At 41.5% G+C, this 19,349-nt stretch carries 13 protein-coding genes; 5 read left to right on the forward strand and 8 right to left on the reverse strand.

Annotation, left to right across the window (positions count from 1 at the left end):
- Positions 1-185: 185 nt before the first annotated feature.
- Positions 186-764, reverse strand: coding sequence for a hypothetical protein (locus tag J1N10_RS18510; protein WP_262328224.1), 579 nt, complete (start codon positions 762-764; stop codon positions 186-188).
- A gap of 127 nt (positions 765-891) precedes the next feature.
- On the opposite strand from J1N10_RS18510, the gene J1N10_RS18515 reads away from it, so the two are divergent.
- Positions 892-1,488: a flavin reductase family protein gene (locus tag J1N10_RS18515; RefSeq protein ID WP_262328225.1), complete on the forward strand. Its 597-nt coding sequence runs from the start codon at positions 892-894 to the stop codon at positions 1,486-1,488.
- Between the two features lie 47 nt (positions 1,489-1,535).
- Here the strand turns inward: J1N10_RS18515 and J1N10_RS18520 are convergent, their stop codons facing one another.
- From J1N10_RS18520 to J1N10_RS18530, 3 genes are all read right to left on the reverse strand, one after another.
- Positions 1,536-2,231, reverse strand: a complete 696-nt coding sequence (locus J1N10_RS18520; protein WP_262328226.1) for a head GIN domain-containing protein — start codon at positions 2,229-2,231, stop codon at positions 1,536-1,538.
- Between the two features lie 95 nt (positions 2,232-2,326).
- Positions 2,327-5,260 carry a DEAD/DEAH box helicase gene (locus J1N10_RS18525; protein ID WP_262328227.1) on the reverse strand — a complete coding sequence of 978 codons (2,934 nt, stop codon included), beginning with the start codon at positions 5,258-5,260 and terminating at the stop codon, positions 2,327-2,329.
- Between the two features lie 448 nt (positions 5,261-5,708).
- Positions 5,709-7,676, reverse strand: a complete 1,968-nt coding sequence (locus J1N10_RS18530; protein ID WP_262328228.1) for a DUF349 domain-containing protein — start codon at positions 7,674-7,676, stop codon at positions 5,709-5,711.
- A 128-nt stretch (positions 7,677-7,804) separates the two neighbouring features.
- Here J1N10_RS18530 and trmD point away from each other — a divergent pair, with 128 nt between their 5' ends.
- Positions 7,805-8,482: a tRNA (guanosine(37)-N1)-methyltransferase TrmD gene (gene trmD / locus J1N10_RS18535; RefSeq protein WP_262328229.1), complete on the forward strand. Its 678-nt coding sequence runs from the start codon at positions 7,805-7,807 to the stop codon at positions 8,480-8,482.
- A gap of 144 nt (positions 8,483-8,626) precedes the next feature.
- On the opposite strand, the gene J1N10_RS18540 is transcribed toward trmD, so the two are convergent.
- The 4 genes from J1N10_RS18540 to J1N10_RS18555 form a co-directional block, all read right to left on the reverse strand.
- Complete coding sequence (locus J1N10_RS18540) at positions 8,627-9,493, reverse strand: SDR family oxidoreductase (RefSeq protein WP_262328230.1); 867 nt, start codon at positions 9,491-9,493, stop codon at positions 8,627-8,629.
- Between the two features lie 216 nt (positions 9,494-9,709).
- On the reverse strand, positions 9,710-10,402 hold the full coding sequence (locus tag J1N10_RS18545) for a hypothetical protein (protein WP_262328231.1): 693 nt from the start codon (positions 10,400-10,402) through the stop codon (positions 9,710-9,712).
- Between the two features lie 195 nt (positions 10,403-10,597).
- Positions 10,598-10,789 (reverse strand): hypothetical protein, encoded by a 192-nt coding sequence (locus J1N10_RS18550; RefSeq protein ID WP_262328232.1) that lies wholly within the window; start codon positions 10,787-10,789, stop codon positions 10,598-10,600.
- A 287-nt stretch (positions 10,790-11,076) separates the two neighbouring features.
- Positions 11,077-13,926 (reverse strand): PD-(D/E)XK nuclease family protein, encoded by a 2,850-nt coding sequence (locus J1N10_RS18555; RefSeq protein WP_262328233.1) that lies wholly within the window; start codon positions 13,924-13,926, stop codon positions 11,077-11,079.
- Between the two features lie 596 nt (positions 13,927-14,522).
- On the opposite strand from J1N10_RS18555, the gene J1N10_RS18560 reads away from it, so the two are divergent.
- The 3 genes from J1N10_RS18560 (at position 14,523) to J1N10_RS18570 (ending at position 19,128) form a co-directional block, all read left to right on the forward strand.
- Positions 14,523-17,345 (forward strand): 2-oxoglutarate dehydrogenase E1 component, encoded by a 2,823-nt coding sequence (locus tag J1N10_RS18560; protein WP_262328234.1) that lies wholly within the window; start codon positions 14,523-14,525, stop codon positions 17,343-17,345.
- 91 nt (positions 17,346-17,436) lie between these two features.
- Entirely contained in the window at positions 17,437-18,711 is a 1,275-nt protein-coding gene (gene odhB, locus J1N10_RS18565; protein WP_262328235.1) for a 2-oxoglutarate dehydrogenase complex dihydrolipoyllysine-residue succinyltransferase, read from the forward strand.
- 135 nt (positions 18,712-18,846) lie between these two features.
- Entirely contained in the window at positions 18,847-19,128 is a 282-nt protein-coding gene (locus J1N10_RS18570; protein ID WP_262328236.1) for a cysteine-rich small domain-containing protein, read from the forward strand.
- Positions 19,129-19,349: the final 221 nt, after the last annotated feature.

Here is a 19,349-nt window from a genome sequence, read left to right on the forward strand (position 1 = left end):
GCGATAAAATTTGAAGCAGTAAATCAGATATTTATTCAAAGCTTGTTAATTCCGCTTATGAACAGCAATCTTCTTCGTGTAATCGACTCAAAATAGCCCGCTATTCTTTCATCAATATACACTTGAACCTTACTATTCGTAAGCGTTCTGAGTTCAAAATTTTACGTCGAACTCAGGTTAATAGTTTAAAACCTGACAAAATACCCGAGGTTAATAAAACCTTTGTGTCCGGCACCAATATTGCCGGTAAGGCCATATTTTTCGCCCCATTTAAATGATAATAGGTTGATGTGATAGGACCAACCGTCAAGATCAACTGAGTAGTTCAGGCCACCATTGTTTTTAAAGCGTTCTTTTGCATAGCCAATACTTAATCCACTGCTCAGTCTGAATTTTGGGTGTCTTAAATATTCAAATTCAACTTGGGGAGCAATAACAAAAGCCGATTTGGTAGAGCGATAATCGAAACTAACAGATGTTGTAGGTGGGTAAGTGAAATATTGAAGGTCACCGCTTCCTTCGCTAACAACTTTATCATACATCAGGTTAATACCAACTTTCAACCAAGGTTGGTAATAATGATAATAATCCAGGTTAAATGCTCCTAAAACAAAGTATTTAGTTTGTCCTTCAAAGTCACCATCAACCCATTTTTCAAATCGATACAGCGAAGCAGGAGAATAGGTAACGCTAATTTCATCTTTTTGGGCAAATGTGTGCACATATGTTATGCCAAGAAGCATAATCAATAAAGCTTTCTTCATGTAGTAATTGTTAAGTTAGATTCGGATTTATGACATACAAAACTGTTATTACACGTACCGAAAAACAATTTGATTTATCTACATGCTTTTATTGAAGAGCTGTATCTTTGCACAAAACGATAAATTAATGGCAAAGCAAGACTGGAAACCCGGAAATATGATATATCCGTTACCGGCTGTAATGGTTACGGTTGGTAATTCACCCGAGAATTATAACATCATCACCATTGCGTGGACGGGCACCATTTGTTCCGATCCGCCCATGTGCTATATATCGGTGCGTAAGGGTCGTCACTCTTATCAGACTTTAAAAGAAACAGGTGAGTTTGTGATTAACCTGACCACCAAAGACCTGGCATATGCTACCGATTGGTGCGGAGTGCGTTCAGGCCGTCAGTATAATAAGTTTGAAGAGATGCATTTGACACCGGGCAAAGCGTCAATCGTTAATGCACCCATTATTGAAGAGTCACCGATTAATATTGAGTGTAAAGTCACCGAGATTAAAGAGCTGGGTACGCACGATATGTTTATGGCCGAAGTGTTGAATGTGAAAGCTGATGAACAATACATTGATGAGGCAACAGGAGCTTTTAGCCTTCAAAAAGCTAAACCAATTTGTTACTCACATGGCCACTATTTTGAGGTGGGCAAGAAGATTGGCAAGTTTGGTTATGCGGTTGAGAAGAAAAAGAAACGACGTCGCACTTCACGGAAAAAATAATAAAAAACCCGGCCAAACAGCCGGGTTTCTCGTATATTAATTTCTAATTATGTTGTCTGATTCTCGCGTTTCACTTTTCCACCTGTGTTTTCCTTTTTCTCAATTTTATTTGGGTCGCCCATAAAATAAACTACGCCTCCCGAACCGGCTGTTCCTGTTAGGCGTTCGTTGGCCATTACTTCAACAATACTACCAAGTGTAGCTTTGGCATAAGTTTCATCGCTGATAAGATTATAGGCTAAATATTTTCCTCCTGTGCCAATGTTTACTTCCTGGTATTTAGTTTTTCCTTCCAGCTCAATTTTACAAGTTGAACCATCAACTTCAAGGTTGTTTACATCAACATCCAACAATAGGTTGGCTTCGGTGCCGGCACGTAGCTTAAGGCTTTCGGCATAAATAGTGTTTTCGGCATCGATGGTAGCACCCGAACCGGCTTCAATCTCACGAAGATGTTTGTAAGTGACATAGACCTGAACATGCACGTCCTTATATATCTTGGTTTTCATCTTAACCGTCAACTTGCGGTTTTTAACTTCTGTTATTACGTCAGTTATTTCCCCATTTTTTATATGGACATCTACTTCTTCTTTATCACCTTCGATTAAAGTAACATTAATACCTTTTGACGCTTTGATTTTATCAAACGAACCTACTTTGCGAATTTGTGTGTGGTCGGGCTCTTGTGCCAGGGCATTAAATACTAAGGCAAATAATAGTACGATTGTGTTAGACAGTTTCATATTCTTTCCTTTTTATGTTGTCATACGCAGTTTAGCGCTATTGGTTGGCGCCAATTTGCTTAAAAATTATTAAACTTTCGATGGTGTTACAAAAACTATGCAAATAATTCACGAAGCTCTGTTTCTGATAAATCTTTTATCGGATTATTAGTGGTGATAAAGGTGTCAGCCAGTTCAGTTTTACGCTCTTGCAGCTTCGCAATTTTTTCTTCAATACTATCGGCAGAGATGAATTTATACACAAACACATTCTTAGTCTGGCCAATGCGATGCGCGCGATTAATAGCTTGAGCTTCGGCTGCCGGGTTCCACCAGGGGTTCAGTACAAACACATAATCGGCTTCGATGAGGTTAAGTCCAACACCTCCCGCTTTTAAGGAAATAAGGAAGACCCGGCAATCGTCATCATCGGTAAAGCTTTTTATCACTTTTTGTCGGTCGGTTGTGGAACCGGTTAGTTTGGCGTATTTGATCTTTTGAACGCTTAAGTCTTTCTCAATCAGTTCTAAATCTTTAACAAAAGAGGAGAATATCAACACCTTATGATGTTCGCTAATGGCATTATTCAGCTTTTGAAAAATCTGCTCGTATTTACCTGAAGAACCAGCATAGTCTTTATCTACCAATGCTGGGTGATTGGCGATTTGGCGCAATTTGGTAAGTGCCTGAAGTGCCAAAATAGCGTTTTTATTGACGCCCGTTTGCTCAATGGCTTTCATCAGCTCGTTTCGAATACCTGATTTCTCACGCTCATAGAACTTCTGCTGATCTTCTGTCATATCGCAAATGAGTGTTTGCTCCGTAACAGGCGGTAGATCTTTTGCCACCATATCTTTGGTACGTCGTAGGATAAACGGATTAATCAATTGGCGTAACTTCTGCTCTTTGTTTTCGTCCCGCTTTTTCTCAATGGGGCCTGCATAGTGGTTTTTAAAAAAGTTGAGGTTACCCAGTAAACCATCGTTCACAAAATTCATCTGCGCCCACAAATCCACAAGGGCATTTTCAATCGGCGTACCAGTCAACACCAATTTATTGTTAGCTTTAAGTTCCGAAACGGCATGGTATATCTTCGACGTTGGATTTTTAATGTTTTGGCTTTCATCCAGAATAACGTAATGAAACTGGTAATTATTGAGGTATTCAATATCGTTACGAGCAATACCATAGCTGGTTAGGACAATATGATAGTGCTTAAATATCTTACCAATTTCTTTCGATTTGGTGCGGTTATTTCCGGTATACAGATAAACCTTTAATTGTGGTGCAAACTTTTTTACCTCATTGGCCCAGTTGTGCACCAGCGAGGTTGGCATCACAATTAAACTGGCCGGCAATGCTGATTGATTAAAGCCTTGTACAGCACCAAACATTGATAACTGGCCTTCCTGAGCTTGTTCTTCTTCCCTGTCAGCTTTTGCCGAATTATACTGATTTAACAGCATGGCAATGGTCTGAATGGTTTTACCCAATCCCATATCATCGGCCAGGATGCCTCCAAACTTATTGGTATTGAGCATGCGCATCCAGGTGTAGCCTTCGAGCTGGTAGGGGCGAAGTGTTGCTTCCAGTCCATCTGGCGAATCAAAGTCGATGCTTTTTTGTTGTAGCTGTGCCATGCGCTTTTTCCATTCGGGCGATGCTTCTTCCAGCTTATCCTGTTCCAGCAGGTTATAATGCATCTTGTCAAGTGTCATCTTGCTTTCGTCAGCATTTACAAAATGCATTAAATCAGTATATTTAGTAAACCACTCTTCGGGAATGATAAATAGCTGGTTGTTGGGCAGTTTGTATTCGCGTTTACCTCGCAATATATGCTGGCGAATATTCTGAAAAGGAATTTCAAACTCATCCACTTTAATGATGGCTTTAATATCAAACCAGTCATTTTCTTCTTCGTATTGCATCGATAACTTGGCCGAACCAGTGTAATAATCATCATCCCAGCCATTTTGAATGATGTTTACACCGGCAGTCATCAGTTCTTTGGCATGTGTATTAAGCCACTCAATAATATCGTGTAAGCCAATTGAATCATTATCCGCCTGTGAGGGTTTGTATTGAGAATCGCTGATGCTTTTTAGTCCCAACTCTTTCAGTCGCATCATCAAGCCATTCTCTTCTTCAGTATGACGACGAAAGCGGTCAAAAATATGATGTCCTTTCATTGTACGATGATTGACAAACACAGTAGAGCGGGTGCCAGCCAGGTATTCACGCTTATCGTATCGAAATTTAAGTGTGAGGACAGCTTGCTGCGACAAGTCTTTTTCCAATATCAGTAGCGGTACTAACCTGGCATCTTTATTATTAATGAAAAAACCATCGGCCTTAACCGGGTAATCGCGAATACAGTTTTCGACAAAAGTAGACATATAGGTGCCTACGCTGCGGGGTTGTATTAAAAGGTGATTAACGCGCAGGAAAGGCTTGAATTTTTTGGCATCTATCTTCTCAAAACGAAACAGCTGATTGTTGATTAAGAATACGGCAGGAGTGGTGCAAATTTCCATTACCTCGCGGTTGGTCATGCCCATTTCACCTTTGTCGGTCTTAATTTTAAGGGTGTATTTTAATCCTATTTGCTCGAGGGTGAAATCGAATAGTGGTTCATGAAACAAAGTTTGCACCCGTATCCGATCCGTATCATACATATGGCTGTAGTTGGGGTTTTTGTAGAATACGGGAATATCGGCAAGGGCAATAATTTCCAAAGCCTGCGATATTTTGCTGTCCATCAGCGGACGAATGTGATCGAGTGTGAATTGCTCCTCCAGTTTATCGAAGAAGAGCTTGAGGTTTTTCTGTTTCGAAAAGCGCTTAAACAGGCTTTGTTCATTGATGGAGTTGAGTAATTTAACCACCTCGATTTGTGCCTTGGTAAAAGCAAAGCGATTATTTTCGATATGCTCTAAGGTGGCTTGTTCCACCAATTTTAATACACCGTTTTCATTGGTCTGCGCGTAAAAAGGGATAAGTGTTATTCCAATATTGCGCTTCTCAGAGATAACCGTGATGAACTGCTCCATAACTTTGCGATACTTCTTTTTTGACTGTTAGTTTGACGTAATAGAACCAACAAAGATAGCATCATTCTGTATTGTGCAAATGGGGAGGTGGGGAATATTTAATCTTCCCCTTGGGGAAGTGCCGAAGGCGATGGGGGAATGTCGAACTGTTGAATTGTCGAACTGTTTTTAGTTTAGTAGTTGAAGAGTTTAATCATTTATATTCTATAGAACTATGGACTTTTATTACAAACTGTAAATCAGGCTCCCTTTATAAGGGGAGCTGCCGAAGGTTGAGGGGTATTTACGAACTGGCAAAATGTTGAATCGTCGAACTTTAATTTTAAGGATGTCATCTTTATGAGCATGATGTCAATGAAAGATGTCATCCTTAAATACGTTCTCATGAAAAAAGGCCAGCATTTTGCTGACCTTCTTACTTCTTTTATCTTAAGTCAAATGTCTTGTATTACATATCCTCCAACATATCCAGCTTCTTATTTAAAAGCTTAATGTTGCGACGACCAGTCTCAATTTTATGTTTGAAATCGCGCACCAAAGCTTCCGATTTTTTCGATTTGGCAAAGAAACCAATATTATTTTCCCAAACGGTAATATCGTTTTCGATTTGTTTCAGCTTGTTAATGATTTTATTGCGCTCCTGCGTCAACTTATCATTAGCGTGCTCTGTTTTGTAGCTTTCAATTTTGTTTCTGAATTTCTCAACGTTCTTTTCAAACTCATTAAGATTCAGGTTGTCGAAATACTGGTTGATGTGCGATCTGAACTCCTGGTTCACACGATCCTTCTCTTTGATAGGTACATGGCCAATTTCGTTCCAGCGGTGTTGGTAATCCTGCAGCTTTTGGAAATTTTCTTCGGCGTTATCACTTGGTTCAAATGCTTTAACTTCTTCAATCAAGGCTTCTTTCAGCTTTAAGTTTTCATCTTGCGACTCATCTTTCTTGCTAAAGAATTTATTCTTATGCTCAAAGAAAGCATCACAAGCGGTGCGGAAGCGCTTCCAAACGGCATCACTTTGCTTGCGCGGCACAGGGCCTATCTCTTTCCACTTTTTCTGAATCTTGATAAATTCATCAGTAGTACGTTTCCAGTCAGTGCTGTCTTTCATGCTCTCGGCCTGAACGCATAAATCTGTTTTTAACTGCAGGTTATGCGATTGTTCCGATTTGTAGGATTTGAAGAACTGACGTTTGTTGTTAAAGAAACTGTCACAAGCCGTGCGGAAACGCTCATAAATCTTATTGTTGTCTTTCTTTGGAGCAAAACCTATGGTTTTCCAAATGGTTTGTAACTCAATCAGCTCTTTACTTTTGGCTTCCCACTCTTTAGGCGAATGCAATTCTAAACCTGAAAGAACTTCTGCCTTTTCACATAATTCGGTCTTCGCTTCCAGGTTTTTTTGTAACTGGTCTTTCAAACCTTCAAAATACTCCTGGTGACGCTTATTAATTTTTGAGGTGGCTTCTTTAAAGCGCGCCCATAATTCTTCTTTTTGTTCACGAGGTACAGGACCAATCTCGCGCCATTGCTCGTGATATTTTTGCAATGTTTTAAAAGCCTTAACAATGGTAGGCTCTAATAATAACTTCTCTGCTTTTTCGCATAAATCAACCTTGGCTTCCATGTTCTTTTTCAAGTCCAGGTCGCGCAATTCCTTGTTGATTTTAATATAGCTGTAAAAGCTCTCAATGGTATGATTATAGGTTTCCCAAAGGTCGTGCACGCGGTTTTGCGGTATCACACCAACGTTTCGCCATTTCTCTTGTAATTCTCTAAAATGCTGGAAGGTTTCGTTTAATGACTCCTGGCCGTTAATCAGCTCTTTAATGCCTTCAATAACGTCTAGTTTAGCCTGCAGGTTAGTTGCTTTCTCTTCCTCAAGACGTTTGTTAAACTCGGCCCGACGTTCTTTAAATTCCTTTAAATAACTTTTTAAGTCAACTTCGTTGGTGTCAACCGGAGCCGTGAAGTCTTCTTCCTTTTCACCTGATTCGATGAACTTACGTTTTAAGTCTTCAACCTCAGCTGCATGTTTTTTGTAGAATGCAGATTTTATAGCTTCGACTTCTTCTTTAATATTTTCAACCGGAAAATCCTTTAACACATATTTTAAACGTTTCACCAATTCTTCTTTGCTCAGCATAATATGGTCAACAGCCTCTAATTCTGGCTGTTTTTCTTCCGTTGCTTCCACTTCTGTGTTTTCAGCAGTTGGCTCAACCGTTTGGTTTTCTTCGGTGGTTGTTTCTTCCGCAGGAGTAGGCACCTCATTTTCGGGTGTGTTGCTTACAGGCGTATTTTCAGTATTTTGCTCTGAATTCAAACCAGCATTGTCTTCTGTTGGTTTGTTTAGGTCTTGTGCTTCCATAGCTTTGAGTTCGTTTACATTGCCAGGTATAAGTAACCTTAGCATCAATTTATTCTACGAATATATTGGAATTCGGGCAAGTGGCAAATTTTTAGACTTAAAAAGAAAGCTAAAAGCGAATTGCTATCAGCTAAAGGCTTTTAATTATCTTTGCCGAAAACAGATAAATCATCATGCGCATAGATATTTTAACCTTGTTTCCAGAAATGTTTGAAGGGCCATTAACACAGTCGATAATGAAGCGGGCGGTGGATAAAGGGCTGGTGGAGATGCATTTTCACGATATACGTGATTATACATTGGATAAACACAAAAAGGTGGATGACTATGCCTTTGGTGGTGGCGCCGGTATGGTGATGACCATTCAGCCCATTGCCGACCTGATTGAAAAACTAAAGGCTGAGCGCGAGTACGACCATATTATTTATATGACACCTGATGGTCAGCGCTTCGAACAACGCATTGCCAATACACTTTCCTTGAGTGAGAATATCATCATTTTGTGCGGGCATTATAAAGGAGTTGATCAGCGCATCCGCGACCATTATGTGACCATGGAAATATCCATTGGCGATTATGTGCTGACAGGCGGGGAGCTGGCTGCTGCTGTAGTGTCAGATGCTGTTATTCGTTTAATTCCGGGTGTGATGTCAGACGAAACATCGGCTCTGACCGATAGCTTTCAGGACGACCTTTTATCGCCACCTGTTTATACCCGCCCGGCTGATTATAATGGCTGGAAAGTGCCCGATGTATTACTAAGCGGCAACCAGGCCAAGATTGATGAGTGGCGCGAGCAGCAGGCCTATGAGCGTACTAAGAAGATAAGGCCTGATTTACTGGAGGAGTAAAGGGGAACCGATAAATTGTCGAACTGAGAAACTGAGAAACTGTTGAATTGGCGAACTGATGATTCGCGAAATTTAGTATTTATGAGGCACGTATTACAAATACGCGCCAGCGAGGGGAGTAGAGGCACCTTGCCCGTAAGCGGATTATTGCTCTTTCATTTTCTCAACCTCTGTGTTAAAGAAATCTTCAAGTCGGTTAGTACCATATTGCTTGGCAATATTATCGAGCGCCATAGCTGTTAAGAAAAACTCAACAGGACCGTACGTTTTTGAAGAGGTAAAGGTCCTTGCCAGCCAAATTGCCAATCGTCTGGTCCAATCCGGAAGGTGGATTATTTTGATGGGTTTGTGCCAGGCTTTTAATGCCAGTTCAGCTAATTCATTTTGAGTTAAAATATCAATGCCACCCACTGTTTCTTCGGTAGCTCCTGAAATCATCTTATCCACACAAATGGTTGCCAAATCTTCGCCATGAATAGGGTTTAATCTCAAATGGCCATCGCCGAATAAGTACACTTTTCCCGTTTTGGCCATTTCAAGAAAGTCTTTCATGTCGGAGAAAAATCCGTTGGGGCGCATAATGCAATAGCGCAGACCTGAATCCTTCAATTCATCCACAAATAGCTCTTTTGCCTCAAATATTTTAAGATGCCTCAGCTGGTCGCCATTTAATGCTGAGATATATTGGAAGGCTTCAACCTGACTCTTTAAAGCCTCTTGTAATAAATTGGCGTTGCCTTGATAATCAACATCCATATACGTCATTCCATCCTTTTGCCGGGTGATGCCAATGGAGGAGAAAACCCAATCGATATCCGCAGCGATGCCATTGATGGAATTTGGTTCTGTTATTTGACCAATAAAGAAATCGTCCACATCCTGAAACATGCTTTTCTGCGTTTCTTTACGAATCAGCACTCTCACCCAATAACCTCGTCTCTTGAGTTCCTTCACCAGGTATTGTCCTAAATAGCCGGTTGCACCTGCTACTAATACTTTTTTGTTGTTCATTGTTTGTGTGTCATTCAAAATTACCGTTAAGGTTTTGGCCGGATGATGTTAAGAAGGCTTTTATCCTTACGAACTTTCAAAACTGCTTTAGCGCCAATTTATAATTGGTGCTTTTTATAATTGGCACGTATTGCAAATACGCGCTAGCAAAGGAGCCTAAGGGCACTATAGTGGTTTGTTGGGCTTTCGTGTTTTATTCTTCCAAGAGAATTAATTCTACTTAAAAACTTCATTGACTTTATTTTTCTTTTCTCCATTATCCCTTAATGACTCTACAACTTTAGTTAATGCTGCAGCTAGATTAACTGCATCTTGTTCGTCTAATAATATTGAATAAGTTTTCGTTGTTTTGTCAGCTTTTGTATATCTGCCATTCATCGTAATTAACTGTAGATATTTCGAATCACTTTCTTTGAGATAAAGAAAGTTAAATCCAAAACAATGATTTGGAGTAAATGGAGTTATTTGAATTGCATTAAAAGGCTCAATCGGAATAGTTTTCTTAAAACTAAAATCGATTTTTGAAGTCTGTTCTTTCCATAATTCAAATTTCTTGATAGCATTTAAAATATCAATAAAATTCTTGATATAGTATTCTGAAATAGCTTCATTTTTTCTAATCTCTCTTTGCTCTGTTGATGACAATTCACTGTAATTGGAAGGACGATTTTTAAATTTGCCAACCCAGAGTCCAATTCCATCTCCAGCTCTATCATATAATGTCAAGTGGTCACTGTACAATGCCCCCTTTTTATGAATTGAAAAGAAGAGAGGATTCTTTTCAGAATATTTATATTCTGATTTTATGAACTCTAACTTAGAGATGGATTTTTCATTTAAAATTTCTTGGCAATTCGAATTCTGAATTATTGCAAGTAATAATATTACAATCAGCATTATATTTTTCATTGTCTATATTTTTTAAGCTGTTTGGTTACATGAATCCCAACTCTTCTGCGTCAATCACCCTATAGCCAATACATCACCATTGTCAACTGTTACTTATTGCTGTACCAATAGAGTGTTTTACAGTGATTAATACAGACTAGTCATTTTGTTTACCCGAAATTAATAAAACAAAAGACATTAGCAATCATTATCCTCTCACCGTAAGCTCACGCCGCTGGCGCCAATTTGCAATTGGTGCTTTTTATTATTGGCACGTATTGCAAATACGCGCCAGCGATGGACTTCTGTTTTGATAGCCGCACACAAACGTGCATAACCTGATTTATGAGTAAAAGACGCCACGCACAAACGTGCATTGGTTGCCTGCGGATAATTAACGCCGTGCACAAACGTGCAAAGCTTATTTTATGCAAAAGTGGGTTCATGCATAAACGTGCATCACTTGTTTTTTCAAAAAGTGAAGGCATGCACGTTTGTGCACGGGTGTTGCTGTGTTTGTTGAAACGAACGCTGTGGCTAATTTGTAATGGGTGCTATAATAATTTATGAGGCACGTATTACAAATACGCGCCAGCAATGGTATTACCAATACACGCCAGCCAAAGGGAACTGTTGGCTGCTATGAATTATGGTATTGGGCCGTTAATTTTAATTGTTTTCTGTAGAGTCCAATATTAGCGGTTACACAAATCCTTATACACACAATAGCGGCATTTATCCACATTATCCACCGGCTGAAAGGGGATGTCGGGATTATACAGCTCTTCAAATAAGCTGTCGAGTCCGGCTTTAAAGGCCTCGCGCAGTGGCTGCAGAAGAATGGGGTTCTTGCCTTTGCCTTCTTTAATAAAGAGTTGTGTGTCGTAGCTGCGCTTAAACACATCGCGCACCCATATAACACCTGGCTGAATAGGCGAGTGATGGCCGGTTTCTTCCAGTATCAGCGCATAGAGCAGTGTCTGGAAGGTGGCCTTGTTCTTTTTGTGTTTATCGGTATTAAATAAGTCGTCTATTGCAGCGATGGTTGCTTCTCCCGTTCCGGTTTTATAGTCCATTACCCGCAGGATGCCGTCCTTGCTCTCCAGGCGGTCGATAAACCCACCAATGTTTAACTGAAGTTCGTTGCTGTTATAGCTGTGCTGCACCTTTCGCTCCAGGTCAACAATGGTAAAGGGGGCGCGGGCTTTCTCCAGTTTCAGAAACTGCAAGAGGTAACGGCGTATCACCTCAAACACCATTACATTTTTACCATGTATCTCGGTAAAGGTGCTTTTGCCTTTTTCGTAATCGGTCAGGTGGGTGTTAAAGCCTTCGCGTATCAGGCCATCAATCAGTGGCTTATTTTTTATCCAGCCTTCAATGGTAGCGGCTTCTACTGCTTTGCCAATGTGTGGTTTGTAGAGGTTTTCCACCACATCGTGAAAAATCAGGCCAAAGATGCGGGCATCGGCTTCCTCGGTAATTTCCTCGGGCTCTTTAATGCCGGCAATCTTCTGGTAGTAAAACCGCATGGGACATTCGAGATAGACCGACAGGGCACTGGGCGACAAGAATTTTTCATGACCGGTTTTGTACTGCTCCAACCGGGCCATCACGGCTTTTGTTTTGCGGGCAAGGGGCAGAGGCGGACTCAATAAAGACACGTTGCCTGAGGATGTCTGCGACTGTATCTGCGCATTAAACTCATACTTGAGCTGGTACAGGTAACGGCTCATCTCATTGGATTTCATGCCTTGTGCACCGGTGGAGTAGAGCAGCTCTACTTTTTTGGCCCGATGGATGAGGCGGAAGAAATAATACGAGAAAATGGTGTCCTGAAACTCAATGGTTGGCAACTCAAAGCCGGCACGTAAGGTGGCTGGTATAAAGGTGTTGGGGGCCGATGTTTTTGGGAAAACGCCTTCGTTCAGGTCAAGGATAATCAGCTTATCGAAATCCAGTGCACGGGTTTCCAGAATACCCATTACCTGGAGTCCGGCCAGTGGTTCGCCCTTAAACGGCACCGTTTGTAAATCGGCCAGTTTCTTATACAGCTTTATCCATGTTTCGGGCTGCAGCTCGTCTTGCTGGTTCTGTTCCAGTAAATCCTGCAGACGTACAATGCTTTTATGCAGGGCAAACACAAACTCCTGCTCCAGCAGTTTGTTTTCCTGCGGTTGCAGTAATTCGTATATCTTGGTTAATATATCGGTGAGGTAATGCGCCAGCTCGCTGCCGTTATTCACTTTTGTAAACAATAGCTTAAACAGCGGATTGACCTGCAACTCCTTCGCTTTAACAAAAATGATGTTCTTTCTGACCAGCTGTTTGTGTATCGAACGACAATCCTCTTCGGCCAGCAAAGAAATGTACTGGTGTTGCAATATTGGCAGTACATGCCGGTGGTATAGCCAGGTGCCTTCCTTGCTTTGGCGGGCGTTGCGCTGCATCTCAAACAAAAGGTTAACCAAACCAAACACCGGTGTGTTGTTCAGCGGATAACCCATGGTGACATTGATCCGGTCGACATTATCAGGTATGCCGTGCAGGGCTGGCATCAGCATGGTTTCATCGGCCAGTACCACGGCGGTTTTTAAATCACTTTCGTACTCCTTCTTTAAAAACGAATGCACCGATTTCAGCTGTTCGGTGGGATTCGCCACAGCTGTAATAGTTATTTCTGGTCCTTCTTCGTTTAAAGGCAGCACAAAATCTTTGGGCGATGGGTAACGCAAGCGGTTTTCGTTGAGAAATAAACCCGGGCCACGTGTTTGAAGAACAGCATCATCCGGTTTCTCCATCCAGGGCGAATAGTCCCAAAAGAAATCAGCCAGCTTTCGTTTGCGCAGGTGATCCATCAGCTTTCGCTCGGCTGGTGTTAAGGCATTCAGACCAACAAACACCACTTTTTTCCATTTGATATCCAAAAGCTCTTCCTGCCCGATGCGCTCTGCTATTTCGCGATACACCATGCCCTCAAAGGCCAGCGATTGCTCGCTTAGTTTTTTTTTAAAGGCCTTGTAAACTTTAGGAATATGCTCCCAGTTCTCCAGAAAATAAGACTGGTGCGATGATAGTTGCTCGGCTTTAAACGCTCCCCAGAAGGTTTTAATAGCCTCCAGCTGTTTTTCATTCAGGTGGCTGTAATCATCATCCAGCTCTTTGTAAGAGATCAGGTTTGAAAACAGCTGATCCACATCCACCAGATACTTATCCACATCATCAAAATCGCCCAGAAACATATCGCCCCAGGGCAGAAACTCATCAAAAGAGGTGTCTTTACCGCTGATTTGCTTATAAACCTGATGTAAGGTAAACAGCAAGGTGATGTTATCAGCGACTATTTGCTTAGACAGGGAGCCAAAAAAGTCATTCACTGTCACAATTTGCGGGGCCCATGATGGTGCCTCCACCATTTGGCGCAGGTGATTGGTAAAGAAGATGCCGGCCCGCTGAGACGGAAAAACAAAACAGTAGTCCGCCAGTTCGGCTTTGGCATTCTGATAATAATAGGAGGCGATAGCGTTAAGAAATCCGGAAGTCATGTGATGATTTTAAGTAATAACAAAGATAGAAAAAATGAAGTGCGAAGTCGGTTGCTTGCTATAAGTATTCACCACCAAGACACGAAGCTCACTAAGAATAAGCCCTTTGCTGTATATCATTGGGGTTGTTCAAAAACGAAGTCCGTCCATCGAGCGGAGTCGAGATGGAATTTAAATAAAGGTGGTTATCAATTCATAATCACTTCGACTCCCCTTCGGCTACGGCTCAGGGAGCATCTCAGTGACCGAGTCCCTTTGTGATTTTAGGGCTGAAAATCCGGCACAAGAAGAAGATTAAACCACTAAGTCACAAAGCTTGCTAAGAATAAGTCTTTAGCTGTAAATCATTGCTCCCTCTTCACCATCAAGTAACGAAGCTTCTGGGAGTATGCCTTTAAAAACTCTTTGTGGCTTCGTGGTGAAAAGGATTTGATAAACGCCCTATTAAAATTTTCCTCTTAAAATCCAATAGTCATCAGCATTCAAAAACCTGTTATACAATAGCTGCCAGGGCACAAATTATTTTTAACTTTCGTGATACTTATTTGTTAATAGAGGAAAGAAAAACACAAAAATACCGAAACTAATATAGTTTTATGGATAAATTCTCATTTTTGGGTAATAGCGAAATTGGCTTAATAGATGAGCTTTACAAGCAATATAAAGAAGACCCGGACTCCGTTGAAGAGTCGTACCAAAAGTTTTTTCAGGGATTTGATTTTGCACTTGAAAACTACCAGCAGTCCAGCAGCTCTGGTTTTGTCGATAAAGAATTTCATGTACTTAACCTGATTCACGGGTACCGTCAGCGTGGACACCTGTTTACCAAGACCAACCCGGTTCGTACCCGTCGAAAATACTATCCAACGCTCGATGTTGAGAACTTCAACTTGTCAGACAAGGATTTGGATACCGTTTTTCAGGCAGGTAATGAGTTGGGTATCGGAGCCACTCCTTTAAAAGAGATTATTGCGCATTTGCAACAAACTTACTGTCAGTCGGTTGCTGTGGAATACCTGTATATTCGTCATCCCGAGATTCTGGGTTGGATGAAAAGCCGCATGGAAAGCGTGAAGAATACGCCTGATTTTTCGGCCGAAAAGAAACGGATGATTTTTAAACAGTTGAATACGGCGGTGGGTTTCGAAAGCTTTATCCACAAGAAGTTTGTTGGTCAAAAACGTTTTTCTTTAGAAGGCTCAGAGACTTTGATTCCGGGTTTACATGCTTTAATTAATAAAGGGGCCGAACTGGGAGCCGAAGAAGTGGTGATTGGGATGGCTCACCGGGGCCGGTTAAATGTACTGACCAACATCTTACAAAAGCCTTACAAAAATGTGTTTAAAGAATTTGTAGGCGATGAGTATGAAGAAGGCATTTCACTAGGCGATGTGAAGTATCACCTGGGCTATTGCAGCGATATTGAGGCCAGCAATGGGAGTACCGTGCGTGTGAACCTGACACCCAATCCATCGCACCTGGAGACGGTGGCACCGATCATTGAAGGTATCTCGCGCTCAAAAATTGACCATAAATACGATAAGAATTTTGACAAAGTAGTGCCTATTGTCATTCACGGTGATGCCGCTATTGCCGGGCAAGGTGTGGCCTACGAAGTGGTGCAGATGGCGCAGCTGCGTGGCTACAAAACCGGTGGAACCATTCATATTGTCATTAACAACCAGGTTGGCTTTACGACTAATTACCTCGAAGGTCGTTCATCGACCTATTGCACCGATGTGGGTAAGGTCACCCGCTCTCCGGTTTTCCATGTGAATGGCGACGATGTGGAGGCTTTGGTTTATACCATTGAATTGGCCATGGAGTACCGCCAGCGCTTTAATTCTGATGTGTTTATTGATTTGCTGTCGTATCGTAAATATGGACATAACGAAGGGGACGAACCCCGTTTTACCCAGCCAATTTTGTACAAAGAAATAGCGCGTCACAAGAATCCGCGTGATATTTATAAGCTGAAGCTTGAGGAAGAAAATGTGGTGTCGAAAGAAGATGCCAGAAAAGAAGAAGTGGACTTTAATCAATTGCTGGAAGAAGAGCTGGAAGCCTCACGACAGATTGATAAAGTGGTTATTCAGCGCTTTTTGGATGACGACTGGAAAGAGTACCGCCATTCGGAACAGCAGGATTTTGTATCGTCTCCCGATACATCTGTGAAACATGCTACTTTGCTGAATTTGTTAGAGCGTATCAACTATCTGCCTGATGACAAAAAATTCTTCAAGAAACTGCATAAAATCGTTAATGACCGTAAACAAATGGTGGCAGAGAATCGTCTGGATTGGGCTTTAGGTGAACAATTGGCTTATGCGTCTTTGGTGACCGAAGGACATCCGGTGCGTTTAAGTGGTCAGGATGCTGAGCGAGGTACATTTGCCCATCGTCATGCCGCCTTAACCATTGAAGATACCGATAAACGCTATCGACCTTTACAACATATTGCGCCCGATCAGGCATCGTTTAAGGTGTTTAATTCGCTGTTGTCGGAATATGGAGTAATGGGTTTTGAATATGGTTATGCTTTAGCCAAGCCTGATGGTTTAACCATTTGGGAAGCGCAGTTTGGCGATTTCTATAATGTGGCGCAGGTGATCATCGACCAGTATATATCATCGGCCGAAGAAAAATGGGGCTTAATGAATGGTCTGGTGCTTTTATTGCCGCATGGTTTCGAAGGACAAGGACCTGAACATTCCAGTGCGCGCGTTGAGCGTTTCTTGTCATTAGCTGCCCGTAACAATATGCAGGTGGTAAATTGTACCACGCCGGCCAACTTCTTCCATGTATTGCGTCGTCAGTTAAAGCGCGAGTTCCGTATTCCATTGGTGTTATTTACACCTAAAAGTTTGTTGCGCCATCCGAAATGTGTATCGTCATTAGCTGATTTTGAAGAAGGTGGTTTTAAGGAGGTGATCGATGATAATAATGTAGATGTGAGTGATGTAAAACGAGTTGTTTTTTCTACGGGTAAAATCTATTACGATTTATTAGCACGTAAAGAAGAGCTGGATGCGCGCGATGTGGCTTTAGTACGTTTGGAGCAGATGCATCCGTTCCCGAAAGAACAGGTGGATGCCATCCTGAAGAAATACGATAACGCCCTCTTGCACTTATGGGTGCAGGAAGAGCCGGAGAACATGGGTGCCTGGAATTACATTCGCAGCAAGATGCCCGATGTGGGGATTGTACCTGTTGCGCGTATTGCCAGCGGTAGCCCTGCAACAGGTTTAAATGGCTTACATGTTATTGGCCAAAATGAAATTGTAAATAAAGTGTTTAAAGGTTGTCATTGCGAACGTCAATTGAAATATTGTGGTTTGCAGTGTGTTGAAGGTAAATCGCGCACCGAAATTTTAAAGCAGCACAAGTATTTTGAAGAGAAACCAAGATTTTCGATATAATAATTAGCCAGTAGTTTAATGTCAGTAGTCTTTAGTTGTTTTTTGGACATCTGTCCTCGGTCTACAGACTTCAGACTAAATTTTTGAAAATATGATTATTGAAATAAAAGTTCCTACGCCAGGCGAATCCATAACAGAAGTTGAATTGGCATCGTGGATGGTATCCGATGGCGATATTGTTGAAAAGGATCAGGAAATTGCTGAGATAGAATCCGATAAGGCCACTTTATCGTTATTAGCGACCGAAGCGGGTAAAATTAAAATTGTGGTTGAAGCTGGCGAAACCATTGCTGTTGGGGCAGTGGCATGTACGGTGGATACTGAATTTGCCGGTGAGGCTACATCGCAAGCTACACCAGAAGCAAGCTCAGAACCTGCAGTAGGCGAGGAGAAACAGGAAGTTTCCCCAAAGCCCGAACAACCAGAGGCTAAAGCAAACACAACGAACTACCCGGATGCCAAAGTATCGCCATTGGCAAAAAAGCGGATGGAAGAGGCTGACTTGAATATTGATGAGGTCATTAATGGTTTAAAGCGCATTTCAACCAAAGAGGTGGAGATGGTTAAGAATTTGCCGGAGCAGGAAACGCCTTCGAGCGGAGGTGGACACTCCGCCTTTATCGCTAGTCATGCCAGCCGTGATGCTGAACGCCAAAAAATGACTATGCTGCGTAAGAAGCTGAGTCAACGCTTGGTGGCCGTTAAGAATGAAACCGCGATGCTGACCACCTTCAACGAGGTGGATATGTCGGCAGTGATGGCTCTGCGAAAGAAATACCAGTCAAAATTCATTGACAAGCATGGAGTGAAGCTGGGTTTTATGTCCTTTTTTATCAAGGCTGCTTCATTAGCTTTAAAACATCATCCCATGGTGAATGCCATGATTGATGGTGACGAGATTGTAATACCAGACTACCACGATGTATCCGTGGCTGTGCAAACGCCCAAAGGTTTGATGGTGCCGGTTATCCGTAATATTGAAACCCTAAGCCTCGATGGTATTGAGACATCATTAAAGAATTTAGCTGAAAAGGCCCGTAAAGGTAAAATTGGCCTGGAAGAGATGACGGGAGGAACCTTTACAGTAACCAATGGCGGTGTGTTTGGTTCCATGTTGAGTACACCAATTATCAATCCGCCACAATCGGCCATCATGGGCATGCACAATATTGTTGAGCGGCCCGTAGCAGTGAACGGCAAGGTGGAGATACGGCCGATTATGTACCTGGCTTTATCCTACGACCATCGTATTATTGATGGCAAGGATTCGGTAGGGTTCTTAGTGAAAGTAAAGGAAATGATTGAAGATCCGGCTAAGCTGCTGGCAGGTGGTTTCGATCCGGAACAGGAAGTGCTAGGCTTGTAATCTAAGTACAAAATAGAACTACAAAGTCTCAAGGTTGCTAAGTTTTTCTTAATCTACTTTGAGACTTTGTGGTTATTATAGTTAGATGTTGTTCGTTTAGTTTAATTTTGCTTTTTCTAATCTCAACAAAAAAAGATGAACGATAAAAAGCAGACTGAAAACTATAAATTTACTCAACATACCAAATGCGAATTCTTTCCATGTCACCAGGTAAAAAATGTGGAAGAATTTAATTGCCTGTTTTGCTATTGCCCTTTATACATGCTTAAAGATAAGTGTGGAGGTAATTTTAAATATACCAATGGCGTTAAAGACTGCAGCGATTGCCTTAAACCACACACCAAAGGTGCCTATGACCATGTGATGAGTAAAATGAAAATGGTGATTGAAATAGGAAGCCAAAGGGAGGGTAAATAACCTCTGTTTTGGCATTAACCTCCCGTTAATCGTGATAAGCTTTTATATAAACAAAATGGCTTATCATCACTTTGTTATTCATTTGGTATAACACTGGCAGACTCATGTTGTTGTACAGTTGTCATAGTTTGTTTTAAAGGTTATGTAGTTGAAGTCAGACCTTTAAAGTATGTGATTGAATTTTAGATAGTTTTGTTCTATTAATTTCTTTTAAATCTTAA

It is taken from the genome of Carboxylicivirga litoralis, from assembly GCF_025499605.1.
GTDB classification, from domain to species: domain Bacteria; phylum Bacteroidota; class Bacteroidia; order Bacteroidales; family Marinilabiliaceae; genus Carboxylicivirga; species Carboxylicivirga litoralis.